Genomic DNA, 14808 nt, shown 5'->3' with positions numbered 1-14808 from the left:
ACGCTCGATACGCTCTTGAGGATCTCTATACTTGGGTCCGGTGCGATATCGAACGGTGTTACGTCGTTCGTTGGGTCGGCATCGTTGTTGTCTCCGTTCACATCGTCAAGGTCGTCCGTCTCCTCGTTCGCTGGGTCCGCTACCGCAGTCCCGTCGGCTTCCGTTCCGGTATCGGATACGTCCGTGACGTCATCGGCCGTGTTGCCTGTATCTCCTCCAGGTCCCTCTGCGCTTACCGAGGCACTGTTCTCAACACCTCCTGCATCTACATCCGACTGCAGGACCGTGTAAGTCCCACTACATGTCGTGCTGTCCCCTGGCGAAAGGCTTGTCGACAGGCACGTTACAGTTCCCAAGATCGGGTCGCTCACCGCTATGTCAGTTAAGTTTACTCCACCTGTATTAGTTACAGTAAATTCATAATTAATAATATCATCTACAAGTCCTGGTGCGCCAGCCGTAGTTACATTTAAAACACTTTTAACCAAGTCAATGCTTGGGCACAATGCATTAATTAATTCAATATCACTATCGGAAACTTCAGTACAATCTGGAGTTGATTGATATCTTACGGCTGGAGTATAGGTACCAGGTGGCAAATTATTAAACACGTTAGATAATTGCCAAGGTCCAGCAGCTCCATTAACACTGTATTCTAAAGTTCCACCTCCATTATCTGTCGCATCAATTGTGATTGAACCTTCATTATCAGGACAAGTGGGTTGAATTGCTGCAGTTGAAGGGTTAATAGTAGGAGGTGGCGTTAAAAATGCTGTATCATAAAGAATAAAAACTTTTCCATCTCCACCATCATTAGTAATAGCATTCGTACTCGCACCTATTTGAGTTACTTTAATACCTTGAATATCTGTACCAGCAGGCACTAATGCCGTAAGTGGGAAAATTGCAATATGTATATTCTGACTCACATCTGTAATAATCCCAGAGTCTATATAATTCCCTGAATTGGCAACGATTGTGTTACCAAATGTTGAAAGCGTATTATCTAACGCTTGAACCTGAATTTCATTATTTCCATTTCTTTCAGTTATAACTATATAACGATTTGAAGCGGATTTGATTTCAGAATTGTAAACAAAATCAACAAAATCAGTATCTGTAATTGTCTCATCTAATGACAAGTAATGTCTTAAATCATTTTCAAAATTAGCTGCTAAAAGTGCAGGGTTAAAAATCGCAGGTCCATCTATGATGTTTGCAGTAGCCGCTGTTTGATCTCTTATATATTGACTAGTGGCGCCTGGATTTGCGAATTGATACATCACTTGGTTTGGTCTGTAAATTCCAGAAAATGGATTTGGTTGACCAGCGATGGTTATTGAATTCAACATTGCTGAAGTAGTAGCATCATTTGGATCAGTTCCTGGAGCAAAATTGAACGTGACATCTCCTGCAGTTAAAGCATCTGTAGGATTTCCACCTTGTACCACATCAAAACATGCGTCATCACTACATTCGTTTGGAGCTGTAACAACAGATGGATTTGTTAGTGTACAAGTTGTATCGTCAGAGAATGTTGCTGTTAATGAAATATCGCTTCCATTTGCAGGTAATTCCACACTAGTAAATGTATGCGGAGAAGTTAAGCCAACCACAGAAACAGAAGCCGTACCATCGCCAGAGAGGTCTAATGTACCAGTTGTTGGTGCTATATTAAATGTTACCGTGATGTCTGCGGTAAAAATATCGTCTGTAACATCACCAGGTGTTCCGTTGACATCATTACACGCTGTTTCGTTTGAAGAAGAAATAGCATTTACACTACATGCTACAAACAGTTCTGCACAGTTTACCTCCCTAACACAAACATTATTATCATGAGTAACAACAACACAGTATTGTGTACCGTCCAAACCTGTAACATCTGCTATATTTAAAGTTGCCGTATCAAAATTTGTATAGTTGGTATCTGTGCCGTCTATTAATGTGCCACCTGAGTCTGGGTCTCCAATATACCATTGGTAATTTATGCCAGCATTTGAATTTCCAGGCGTGCCATAACTTGGTGTACCTGCCGTATAACTTGTTGCAGCATCAGCAGTTGCATCTATTGTAAAACTTGCTGGATCTCCTGAAACTTCTGTTTGGTCAGTTGGAGCTGTATTGATATTGACCTGTACGGCTTCAGTTTCGTTACCATTCCCACCGTCGTAACCTCCTGTTACGTTCGTACCTGTAACCAATCCGTTTCCATCAAAGGTATATGGTGCTTCACCAATAACACCATCGTTATCTGGATCGTTTCCGCCTGATTCTACTGCATCAAAACAGCCATCATTGTCGCTATCCAAATCTAAGTGGTCTGGTGTGCCATCATCATCTGTATCCATTTCGCTATAAAATGTGGGATCACTCACCCAGTTATCTTCTGGAATACAAGGCTCTATGGCCATTGAATGGTTAGATGTATTTGATGATGTATCTCCAAACCTAAAACGAAATGAGGATACATTAGAATACGTAGCCGCTGTTTGGTATTGCGGAGTATTAACCGCTATACCTGCTACAAAAGATCCATCACTAACGTAACCCACATCAAAACCACCTGCATTGGCAGGGTTCCCTGTATATAATACTTCATTGGTAGGAGAATCAACCAATACGTTATTAGTATAGCCATTAGCAAAAGTGACATACTCGAAAACATCATTATCAATAGCAGTTAATGTATAATTAGCTGGAGGCGCAGGAGTTGTAGTATCTGCAACTACAAAATCAATCCTAAACTCGGTAAAGCTAGTTGCAGAAGCATGTTGAATTTGAGGCTGAAAAAAGCTATCTATTCCAGTGGTGGTAACATCCAATTCTACAATTGCCGTATCCGTAGAAGACACTATGGTTACGATGGCATCTACTCCAGGATAAACGTCGTTATATAAATATGAATCACCAACAGTAGGATTAGTGACATCTGAGCCTAAATAATTATTAGGACCTTGAGCTGCTCCAAAACTTGGTACAGCTTCTGCAGTACAATCAATAATTGCGTATTCGTTAATATCTAAGATTCCGTCATTATCATCATCGTCATCATCAGAATTCTCAAGGCCATCGCCATCACCATCTGGCAAAACTGTTATTTCTAAAATCCCTTGGTTAGACTCAACTCCAAGATCATCTTCTATTGTATACAATGCTGAAGCCAACCCTGTAAATGCTGGTAAAGGAATAAAAGTTACATTTCCTGCAGTATCTAAAGAATAGGTTCCCTCACCTGGAATCACAAGAGGAGAACCTGGTAAACCGACATTTGCTGGATCGTTAGGGTCAACTAATTTTACGGTAGTAAAATCTTCATTATTATCTGGGTCGCTTGCGCCCGCTAATATGTTACCCATAAATGTTTGACCTTGTACAATAGAGTTGCCTAGATTATCTAAAACTACTGGAGCCTGATTAACTACGGTTGTATTTTCCGTATCAAAATTTACTTCCCCTAAAAAACTTATAGAGTTTTGTCTTACGTTTGTTGCACTGGCAACTTGTCTTCCATTTCTAAAATTAACTGTACTGACATTGCTATAATTGATTCGCACCACATACTCTGTATTAGCTTCGTCTATACCTGCGGCAAAATCTGCATCACTTTGAAATCTCGTAAAGGCTCCATTTTGTGATACAACCAGTTCGGTCGGTGGTGTTGTACCTCCTTCTAAGGTGTACGAATTTGTAACTATTGCCTCAAAAAACTCTTGCCCATCCACATCAATGGCTTCCATTGTAAACGAATCCAATCTTGCCTTTACTCCAACATCAGATGCGTTTGTAACTGTTCCATCTAGTACAAACTCTAACTGCCACTCTACATAGCCACCAATAGCCGTAATTATATTCGTTGGCTCAAATCTGGCTTCAAGCCCATTTATGGCATCGACATCTTCTACTGAAGCATCAACAATATCTACAATGGTAAATATCGCATCAACCAAAAGGCCATCAGCTGATACTTCTACATCCTGAAAAATATATTTTGCACCTATTGTTTGAGTTGGAGGACTTCCCGGCAATAGGGTTGCCCCTGGAGTATTATTAAAAACTGGTTGCTGTTGTGAAAAAGCTCCTGTTGTCATTAACAACAGAAATATCAAAAAACTAGTTTTGAAGAATCGAGTAGAGATTTTCATATGCTATATAGGTAAAATTGTTCTATTTAAATATTTTTGTAATTATGAAAAACGAGAAAACCTTGACTCAAAGGCAGTGCCAATGAGCAAGGTTTTCTTGTCATGTTTTGTTGTAGGCCAATGTTGTACTATTAATAATTCTCAAAATTAATCAATTTTAAAAAACTGTTAACGTTTTTATAACATTTTTTTTATCGATTAAAAGTGATAAATATCGGATAAATCGCAAATATAGTAGAAATTTTCTTTCAAACAAATCTAAATATTGAGTTCGTTTTTTCCTCGATAATCAACTGCCGATTATCGGTGTAGGTTGTTCTAAAAAATCACTAAACTATTAAATTTTAAACTTATAATTATACATACGTAATATTTCAAACTTGGTTTTTATTTATATCTATATCTTATTAACGTAGTATATTTGCACACCCATTTTAAATACAAGCAATGAGTTTCTTAAAAGAAATAAACAGAAGAAGAACATTTGGAATCATATCGCATCCGGATGCAGGTAAAACAACACTAACCGAAAAATTATTACTTTTTGGAGGTGCCATACAAGAAGCTGGAGCCGTAAAAAGCAACAAAATTAAAAAAGGGGCGACAAGTGATTTCATGGAAATTGAGCGACAACGTGGTATTTCTGTCGCAACGTCCGTTTTGGCCTTTGAATACAATGGTATTAAAATAAATATTCTTGATACACCTGGTCATAAAGATTTTGCTGAAGACACTTTTAGAACATTAACTGCTGTAGACAGCGTTATTGTAGTTATTGATGTCGCCAAAGGTGTTGAGGAACAAACTGAAAAATTGGTTGAAGTCTGCAGAATGCGCAACATACCCATGATCGTTTTTATCAATAAATTAGATAGAGAGGGAAAAGACGCATTTGACCTATTGGATGAAGTGGAACAAAAATTGGGCTTAAGGGTAAGTCCTCTAAGTTTTCCTATAGGAATGGGCTATGATTTTAAGGGAATATATAATCTTTGGGAAAAAAATGTCAATCTATTTAGCGGTAATAGTAGAAAGGATATAGAAGAGACCATTGAAATTTCCAATTTGTCATCTTCAGAGCTAGACCAGCTAATCGGCGACAAAGCCGCAAATACCCTAAGGGAAGAAATAGAACTGGTAAGAGGTATATACCCTGATTTTAATAAAGATGAATATTTAAATGGTAAGTTACAACCTGTATTTTTTGGTTCGGCATTAAATAATTTCGGAGTTAGAGAGCTATTGGATTGTTTTGTAGAAATAGCACCAAAACCAAGACCTAAACACAGTGAAGAGCGTTTAGTAAAACCTGAAGAAAAGAAATTTACTGGTTTTGTATTTAAGATTCATGCTAATATGGATCCAAATCACCGAAACCGATTAGCGTTTGTAAAAATAGTTTCTGGGGAATTTAAAAGAAATACACCATACCTACATGTTAGACACAATAAAAATCTGAAATTTTCGAGTCCCAATGCATTCTTCGCTGAAAAGAAAGAGATTGTGGACATTTCTTATCCTGGAGATATTGTGGGACTTCAAGACACTGGTACTTTTAAAATAGGTGATACACTCACGGAAGGAGAAAATATAAACTATAAAGGTGTTCCTAGCTTTTCACCAGAGCATTTTAGATATATCAACAATGCTGATCCGATGAAATCAAAGCAGCTCTATAAAGGAATCGATCAGCTTATGGATGAAGGTGTGGCTCAATTATTTACTTTAGATTTAAATGGCCGAAAAGTAATTGGCACTGTCGGTGCTCTGCAATACGAAGTGATTCAATATAGATTGGAGCATGAATACGGCGCCAAATGTACCTATGAAAACCTCAACGTTCATAAAGCATGCTGGGTACAGACTGATAATGAGAAGAGTGAAGAATTTAAAGAATTTCTCAGGGTAAAACAACGCTTTTTGGCAAGAGACAAACGTAACCAATTGGTGTTTTTGGCCGATTCTATGTTTTCACTTCAAATGACACAACAAAAATATCCTAGCATTAAGTTCCATATGACTTCAGAATTTGAGTGAAATCCTAAAAACAATTCTCATGAACTTAAAAACGAGATTAATTAAGCCATAGATTAAATAAAGATTTATGTTTGTAATTCAAGGTTTGAATTCACGTTGCAAAATCTTTTCAAAAATGAGTCTTTCAGCATCAAAAAACAACATCGATATTTTTAAGTGCTTCTCGATATTTTGGTGCATATCTACCTTAGTTCATCAGTTAATTTGGTCAGAATGGTTTACAGATTCCGTTCCGTTAGCTTGGCTTATAACATTGTGTTGCCTCACTTATTTGATAACAGCTACTAAGTACATTGTGCTATTTGTAATTGCTGTTATATTATCGGCTTTATGGTATTTTTCGCGACAACCCCTTATTGTCAACCATTTATTTTATGAAACAATTATTAGCATTTTAATGGCAAGTGTTATTATTGTTCATCTTGTAAAAAAACAACTTTTAAAAAGCTCTATATCATTATCTAATTATTTTGCTGAAAATGCAATTCCACTGCTTAGAACCAGCCTAATCATTCTATATTTTTTTGCAGTGCTCCATAAATTAAATTACTCATATTTTAATACAGACATAAGTTGTGGTGCCGTTTTGTTTGAAAATATGCTTCACAACCTAAAGTTGATGAACATAGGTTTTATTGAAGATTTCTACAGTAATAATCAAATAGCTCTTGCTAATTTTTCGATTTATTTTTCACTGATTGCTGAACTAGTAATTCCCATTCTTCTTTTAATTAAACGAACGAGAACCATTGGTGTATTAGTGGGTATGATTTTCCATTTCGTTCTAGCCCTTGAAGGATTGGGTGCTATTGTAAGTTTCACAGCTATGATGTTTACCTATCTAATGCTTTTTTCATCAGATCGGTTAATAAGCAGAGCAATTGTCGTATTAAAGTCATATAGAAAATATGTTATTGTTGGTTTTATATTGTCTGTTATTGCCATAATTATTAGCTCATTATTTTTTTCGGATCGTATATTTAATATGACTGTCGGGTTAATCTGGATTATTTATTCAGTAATTGTCATAGCTTTTTATCTATGGAATATCAAGCTTAACTATAATAAAATTGAATTAAAGCTGTCTTCAAAACATCTTGTTTATTGGATGTTTCCGATATTGGTTTTTCTCAATGGCTTTTCACCTTATCTAGGGCTAAAAACAACTACTTCATTTTCAATGTTTAGTAATTTGGTTACTGAAAATGGCAAAAACAATCATTTTTTCATTCCTGATGACCTGCAACTTTTCGATTATCAAAAGCAAGTAGTTATTATTAAATCAACCAATATTGATAATTTGCAACCAAAAGATGAATGGAATAAAGCTGAACCATACAATTACTTACTGTTTGAATTTGTTAGAAGAATCAATAAAACCAAAAGCGGCTATGTTAATTTTGAGGTGAATGGAGAGTCTTATTATGTTGAAAAAAATCAGGGAAATGTGGTAAAAAGTAATATTGACTTAAATCAAAATAGTTTTATGCTCAAAGTGCTTATGTTTAGATCTTTATACACCAACAACATAAGCTATTGCAGACAATAAAATATTGCTCAATAAAAATAAATATGGTTGAAAATCTTAAATATTCATGTATTTCGTCGAATTTATATTGCTTTTTATCGGTATTTTTAGTACTCTTATAGTGTGAAATTTAATTTCAAATCAAGATTAACCCCAAACTAATCTACTTATGAATACTTCTACTAACGCGTTCAGTAACGAAAAGATCACTGTAACCTATTCACCGAGATGTTGTACAAATGCTGGTCTGTGCGCAAGACAATTATCTAATGTCTTTAGGCATTCGGTTATTCCATGGATTGATTTAAACGGTGAAAAAACTGAAAAAATTATTGAACAAATAAAAAAGTGTCCTTCTGGTGCTTTAAACTATTATTTCAATCATAAAGATTCTGCCTAAAATTTTAATCGCGCCCCATGTATTTTTTCTGTGAATAGCACAAAAAATTGTATTTTTCCAAAAAAAAGCGATGAAATTAAAATTACTTTTCTTTTTCCCTTTATTAATACTTTTAATTGGGAAAAGCACAGTTTTTGCTCAAGAAACCGTTGGTCTACTTTACAATGATCAAAATAATGTTGCTGATGGCTATACTTTATTTTCACCTTTGACCAACTCAGACACATATCTTATTGATAACTGTGGTCAAGTAGTTAATCAATGGTCTTTTAATGGTACACCTAGGGCAGTACCATATTTGCTAGAAGATGGTACCATATTAAGGTCTGGCTCAGAAGGGATAGAGCTTCGAGACTGGGATAATACACTACTTTGGAGTTTTAATCTTGTAGAAGAACTCAATCTAAGACAACATCACGATATTGAACCTATGCCCAACGGTAATATTTTAGCTATAGTTAGAGAGTTTATTAGTGTAGAAGAACAAATTAATTTAGGCAAAAACCCAGCCTTGGTTGATGATGTTTTAAGGTCTGAAAAAATTATGGAATTTAAACCTATTGGAACTAACGACATACAAATAATTTGGGAATGGCGTTTTGCTGACCGGCTTATTCAAGATTTTGATTCTAGTAAAGCAAACTTTGGGAATGTAGCTGATCACCCAGAACGTATAGACTTTAATTATGAAGATTATAATATGTCACATGAAGATTGGATCCATATGAATGGCATTGATTATAATTCAGATTTAGATCAAATTATTATGTCTTGTAAGAGTTTAGGAGAAATCTACATAATAGATCATAGCACAACGACTGCTGAGGCAGCATCACATAGTGGCGGCAATTATAATAAAGGCGGTGATTTTATATGGAGGTGGGGAAATCCTGAGGTTTATAGACAAGGTACATCCGCTGATCGTAAACTGTTTGAACAGCACGACCCAAAATGGATACCAAAAAACTATCCAAACGAAGATAAAATTTCAGTTTTCAACAATGATGTTGGGGCAACACAAACCCATAGCTCGGTGAATATTTTGACACCAGTCCCGACACTCACTGGGTACGAAATGACAAACGACAAATTTAGTCCCTCGGAATTCTTTTTCAGTTGGGATGGAGAAATAAGAGGTGAAACATTTTATCAACCTACAAGAAGTGGCGTTACTGCTTTACCAAACGGCAACTTAATTTTTTGTGAAAGTTCTAAAGGACAACTGGTTGAGATTAATCCTAGTGGTGATATTGTTTGGGTTTATAGAAACCCAAGTGGGCAATCCTCTATTATTGATCAATTTTCTTCTGAGGAGGAAATTACTACCAACGTTCTGTTCAGAGCAGAAAAATACCCTTCTAATTATTCTGGCTTTAATGGAAAAGACTTAACTCCTGGTAATATTATTGAGGACGTGAATTCAAATTCGGAAGCATGTAACGAAGCTCTTTCAGTAAGTGACAGTGATCTAATTGAACCGATTAGTTTATTGTATAATCCCATTGAAGATAACACCGTATTTTTCAATAGTCAATTACATCCACTTACCTTATTAAATTTGTACCATATTGACGGTAAATTAATTATGAAAAATGTACAAGCAGATAGCAATAAGTTTTATCTACCTCAAATAGAAAAAGGGATATATTTTATAGTTATAAAAAACCACGTGGACAATAAAACCCAAACGATTAAATTCATAAAGAATTAATTATTTGGGTTCTGAAAACTGGGAAATTCAATTTATGATTTACAAATTCAATGAACCTTTTATTTGCTCAGAAAAAAGATGCTAAGCACACCTAATTAAAAAGAGAATAATAAAAATTAAGCTTGACCAGTAGGTCCAAAATTCAAAGGAATCGGTGGTTGCTCATAGTCCTTAATTTCACCATGGGCTTTTTCAAAACGTTGAACATTATCACCTAATGCCTTCAGCAAACGCTTAGCGTGTTGTGGCGTTAGTATAATGCGCGATTTTACCTTGCTCTTTGGAGTACCAGGCATAATGCTAACAAAATCAACAACAAATTCCGATACAGAATGATTTATTATTGCCAAATTAGAATAGATGCCTTCTGCTACCTTTTCATCTAATTCTATGTTAATCTGTCCTTTTTTAGGGTTCTTTTTTTCTTCTGCCATAATATTCGTTTCTATTCTTTAATTTTTTTATTAAAAAAGCCTTCAAACTTTACAGAATGAAGGCTTTAATTATTTAGATTCCTGCATTACTCATTGATTTGCCATTCAAAATTAATGAATTCGTGAATCTTCGATTTCGCAGGAGTGACAAATGCTAGTTGAAATTCATTTCTTCTTTAGCTTTCATCATTTGATCAAACTCTTCTTTAGAACCAACGATAATGGTTTCGTAGTCTCTGACACCTGTACCTGCAGGTATTCTATGTCCTACAATTACATTTTCTTTCAGTCCTTCTAGTGTATCAACCTTACCATTTACAGCTGCTTCGTTAAGAACCTTCGTTGTTTCTTGGAACGATGCCGCAGAGATAAATGATTTAGTCTGTAGTGAAGCTCTAGTGATACCTTGTAAGATCGGAGTTGCCGTCGCAGGACTTGCATCTCTTGCCGTTACAAGTTTTTTGTCTTCTCTTGTTAAACTAGAATTCTCATCTCTGAGCGTTCTTACAGATACAATCTGGCCTGATTTTAAGTTTTCAGAATCACCTGCATCCTCAACTACTTTCATTCCGAAAATCTCATCATTTTCTTCAATGAAATCTGATTTATGAACTAATTGGTTTTCTAAGAAAATAGTGTCACCAGAATCAATAATTCTTACTTTACGCATCATCTGTCTTACAACAACTTCAAAGTGCTTATCATTTATCTTAACACCCTGCAAACGATATACTTCTTGTACTTCGTTAACCAAGTATTGTTGTACCGCAGATGGGCCCTTAATATTTAAGATATCGTTTGGTGTAATAGATCCATCAGATAATGGCATACCAGCTTTTACGTAATCATTCTCTTGTACAAGAATCTGATTAGAAAGTTTCACTAGGTATTTCTTAACCTCACCCAACTTAGATTCGATGATAATCTCACGGTTACCTCGTTTTATTTTCCCGAAAGATACAACACCATCAATCTCACTTACTACTGCAGGATTAGACGGATTACGTGCTTCGAACAATTCAGTTACACGAGGAAGACCACCAGTAATATCACCTGCTTTTGCAGATTTACGCGGTATCTTAACCAAAATCTTACCGATGTCAATTTTCTCACCATCGTCAATCATAATGTGCGCACCAACAGGTAAATTGTAAGAACGGATGGTTTCACCTTTCTTATCTTCAATTAACAAAGTTGGTATCAACTTTTTGTTTCTAGATTCTGAAATTACTTTCTCTTGGAAACCTGTTTGCTCATCAATTTCAACTTGATATGTAATACCTTGCTCGATATTTTCATACTTCACCTTACCAGCAAATTCTGATATAATAACACCGTTGTATGGATCCCACTGACAGATTACATCACCCTTTTTAACTTTCTCACCAGGCTTCACAAAAATGTGCGAACCATAAGGGATATTATTTGTACTAAGAACAATACCTGTTTTAGCATCAACTAATTTTAATTCTGAAGTTCTTGAGATAACTACATCTACAACATTTCCTTCACCATCTTTTGACTTAACGGTTTTAAGATCTTCAATCTCTGCTATACCATCAAATTTCACGGTTAACTTATTTTCTTCAGATATGTTACCTGCAATACCACCAACGTGGAATGTACGTAGAGTAAGCTGTGTACCCGGCTCACCAATTGATTGAGCAGCAACTACACCAACAGCTTCACCTCGTTGTACCATTTTTCCGGTAGCAAGATTACGTCCATAACATTTAGTACAAATACCTTTTTTGGCCTCACATGTTAATGGAGAACGTACTTCTATTGATTCAATTGGAGAATCCCCAATTTTCTTAGCAATCGCATCATTGATGTGATCACCAGCTTCGATTATCAACTCTTCAGTCAATGGATTATAGACATCGTTCAGTGATGTTCTACCAACGATTCTAGCTTCGAGCTTCTCTACAATTTCCTCGTTTTTCTTTAATGCAGAAACTTCAATACCTCTTAAGGTTCCACAGTCCTCTTCGTATACAATAACATCTTGTGAAACATCTACCAAACGACGAGTTAAGTAACCAGCATCTGCCGTTTTAAGAGCCGTATCTGCAAGTCCTTTACGAGCACCGTGAGTTGAGATGAAGTATTCTAAAATTGAAAGTCCTTCTTTAAAGTTAGAAAGAATTGGGTTTTCAATAATCTCACCACCACCTGCATTAGATTTTTTAGGCTTAGCCATTAATCCACGCATACCAGTTAACTGACGAATCTGTTCTTTAGATCCACGAGCACCAGAATCTAGCATCATAAATACCGAGTTGAATCCTTGTTGATCTTCACGGATACGCTTCATTGATAATTCTGTCAATTCAGCATTGGTTGAAGTCCAGATATCAATAACTTGGTTGTAACGTTCGTTATTAGTAATAAGTCCCATATTATAGTTGCCCATAATACCATCTACCTGAGTATTTGCTGCGGCAATCATAGTATGCTTTTCCTGAGGAATAATGATATCACCTAAACTAAAGGACAATCCACCTTGGAAGGCAAACTTGTATCCTAACGTTTTAATTTCATCTAGGAATTCAGCAGTTTCAGGAACAGAAGTTACTTTAAGAATGCCGTGAATAATTTCACGCAACGATTTCTTAGTTAAAACGTCATTAATGTAACCTGCTGCCTCAGGTACTTTTTCGTTGAAAAGTACACGGCCAACTGTTGTTTCAATGATTTGTGTTGTTAACTCTCCCTCATCATTAAAGTCCTTTGTTCTTACTTTAATTCCTGCATTTAAATCAACCTTCTTCTCGTTGTAAGCAATAGTTACTTCCTCTGGAGAGTAGAACGTTAAACCTTCACCTTTAACTGTATAATCCTTATCTGTCTTACGAAGCTTGGTCATGTAATAAAGACCAAGTACCATATCCTGAGAAGGTACAGTTACTGGCGAACCATTTGCTGGGTTCAATATGTTATGAGAAGCCAACATTAAAAGTTGAGCTTCTAAAATAGCCTCTGGTCCTAACGGTAAATGCACAGCCATTTGGTCACCATCGAAATCGGCATTAAATGCAGTACACACTAATGGGTGTAATTGTATCGCTTTACCTTCAATAAGCTTAGGCTGGAATGCTTGGATACCAAGTCTGTGTAATGTAGGAGCACGGTTTAGTAATACTGGATGTCCTTTAAGAACATTCTCTAAGATATCCCAAACAACAGGCTCTTTTCTATCTATAATTTTCTTTGCAGATTTTACAGTTTTAACAATGCCTCTTTCAATCAGTTTTCTGATAATAAATGGCTTATAAAGTTCTGCTGCCATATCTTTTGGCAATCCACATTCGAACAATTTTAATTCAGGTCCAACAACAATTACCGAACGTGCAGAATAATCAACACGCTTACCCAATAAGTTTTGACGGAAACGTCCTTGCTTACCTTTCAGTGAATCTGATAAAGATTTTAACGGTCTGTTAGAATCCGTTTTTACGGCAGAGGATTTACGTGTGTTGTCAAATAAAGAATCTACTGATTCTTGCAACATACGCTTTTCATTACGTAAAATTACCTCTGGTGCTTTAATCTCGACCAAACGCTTTAAACGGTTGTTACGGATAATTACACGACGGTATAAATCATTTAAATCCGAAGTTGCAAAACGACCACCATCTAATGGTACTAAAGGTCTCAATTCTGGTGGAATTACAGGCACTGCCTTCATAATCATCCACTCAGGTCTGTTTTCTCTATTCTCGTTAGAATCTCTAAATGCTTCGACAACTTGCAAACGCTTTAACGCTTCAGTTTTACGTTGTTTCGAAGTTTCGTTATTAGCTTTGTGTCTTAAATCGTATGATAATTGATCTAAATCAATTCTTGCTAATAAATCGATAAGGCACTCGGCACCCATCTTGGCGATGAATTTATTTGGATCTGAATCGTCTAAATATTGGTTTTCCTGTGGAATAGATTCTAATATATTTAAATATTCTTCCTCAGTTAAGAAATCCATTTTTTCGACTGGTTCACCTTCAGCATTTTTAGCGATACCAGGTTGAATAACCACGTAACGCTCATAATAGATAATCATATCTAATTTCTTAGATGGTAATCCAAGAAGGTATCCAATTTTATTTGGTAACGAACGGAAGTACCAGATATGAGCTACAGGTACAACCAAATTGATATGACCAACTCTGTCTCTACGTACTTTCTTTTCAGTTACTTCTACACCACAACGGTCACATACAATACCTTTGTAGCGTATTCTTTTATATTTACCACAAGCACATTCAAAATCCTTTACAGGACCAAAAATACGCTCACAGAACAAACCATCACGTTCAGGTTTGTGAGTTCGATAATTAATAGTTTCCGGCTTTAAAACTTCACCACGAGATTCTGCCAAAACAGTCTCTGGCGATGCCAAACCGATAGAAATTTTATTAAATTTCTGAATTGTATTCTTATCTTGTCTTCTTGCCATGTTTTTATAGTCTTCAGTTTGCAGTTTGCAGTCCTCAGTCGTTCTAAAAATGCAGTATAATTACTGCCTACTGACGACTGCTTACTGCCGACTTAAT

General features: G+C 35.9%; 7 protein-coding genes. 4 read left to right on the top strand and 3 right to left on the bottom strand.

The window, feature by feature from the left end:
- Positions 1 to 4091 (bottom strand): DUF7507 domain-containing protein (locus HM983_RS03825; RefSeq protein ID WP_179344061.1); only part of this gene is annotated, 4091 nt, incomplete at its 3' end.
- A 501-nt stretch (positions 4092 to 4592) separates the two neighbouring features.
- On the opposite strand from HM983_RS03825, the gene HM983_RS03820 reads away from it, so the two are divergent.
- The 4 genes from HM983_RS03820 to HM983_RS03805 all read left to right on the top strand — a co-directional run bounded on the left by HM983_RS03820 (position 4593) and on the right by HM983_RS03805 (position 9821).
- Entirely contained in the window at positions 4593 to 6182 is a 1590-nt protein-coding gene (locus HM983_RS03820; RefSeq protein ID WP_179344060.1) for a peptide chain release factor 3, read from the top strand.
- Between the two features lie 115 nt (positions 6183 to 6297).
- On the top strand, positions 6298 to 7731 hold the full coding sequence (locus HM983_RS03815; protein ID WP_179344059.1) for a hypothetical protein: 1434 nt from the start codon (positions 6298 to 6300) through the stop codon (positions 7729 to 7731).
- A gap of 148 nt (positions 7732 to 7879) precedes the next feature.
- Positions 7880 to 8110 (top strand): (4Fe-4S)-binding protein, encoded by a 231-nt coding sequence (locus HM983_RS03810; protein ID WP_179344058.1) that lies wholly within the window; start codon positions 7880 to 7882, stop codon positions 8108 to 8110.
- 70 nt (positions 8111 to 8180) lie between these two features.
- Positions 8181 to 9821: an aryl-sulfate sulfotransferase gene (locus HM983_RS03805; protein WP_179344057.1), complete on the top strand. Its 1641-nt coding sequence runs from the start codon at positions 8181 to 8183 to the stop codon at positions 9819 to 9821.
- Between the two features lie 116 nt (positions 9822 to 9937).
- On the opposite strand, the gene HM983_RS03800 is transcribed toward HM983_RS03805, so the two are convergent.
- Both HM983_RS03800 and rpoC read right to left on the bottom strand, forming a co-directional pair.
- Positions 9938 to 10255 (bottom strand): DUF3467 domain-containing protein, encoded by a 318-nt coding sequence (locus tag HM983_RS03800; protein ID WP_179344056.1) that lies wholly within the window; start codon positions 10253 to 10255, stop codon positions 9938 to 9940.
- A gap of 154 nt (positions 10256 to 10409) precedes the next feature.
- Positions 10410 to 14711: a DNA-directed RNA polymerase subunit beta' gene (gene rpoC, locus HM983_RS03795; protein WP_179344055.1), complete on the bottom strand. Its 4302-nt coding sequence runs from the start codon at positions 14709 to 14711 to the stop codon at positions 10410 to 10412.
- Between the last annotated feature and the right edge of the window lie 97 nt (positions 14712 to 14808).

The sequence above is a fragment of the Winogradskyella ursingii genome (genome assembly GCF_013403975.1).
Classification (GTDB): Bacteria; Bacteroidota; Bacteroidia; order Flavobacteriales; family Flavobacteriaceae; genus Winogradskyella; species Winogradskyella ursingii.
The sequence above is the reverse complement of the archived record's forward strand: the minus strand, read 5'-3'. Positions and strand labels throughout refer to the sequence as shown.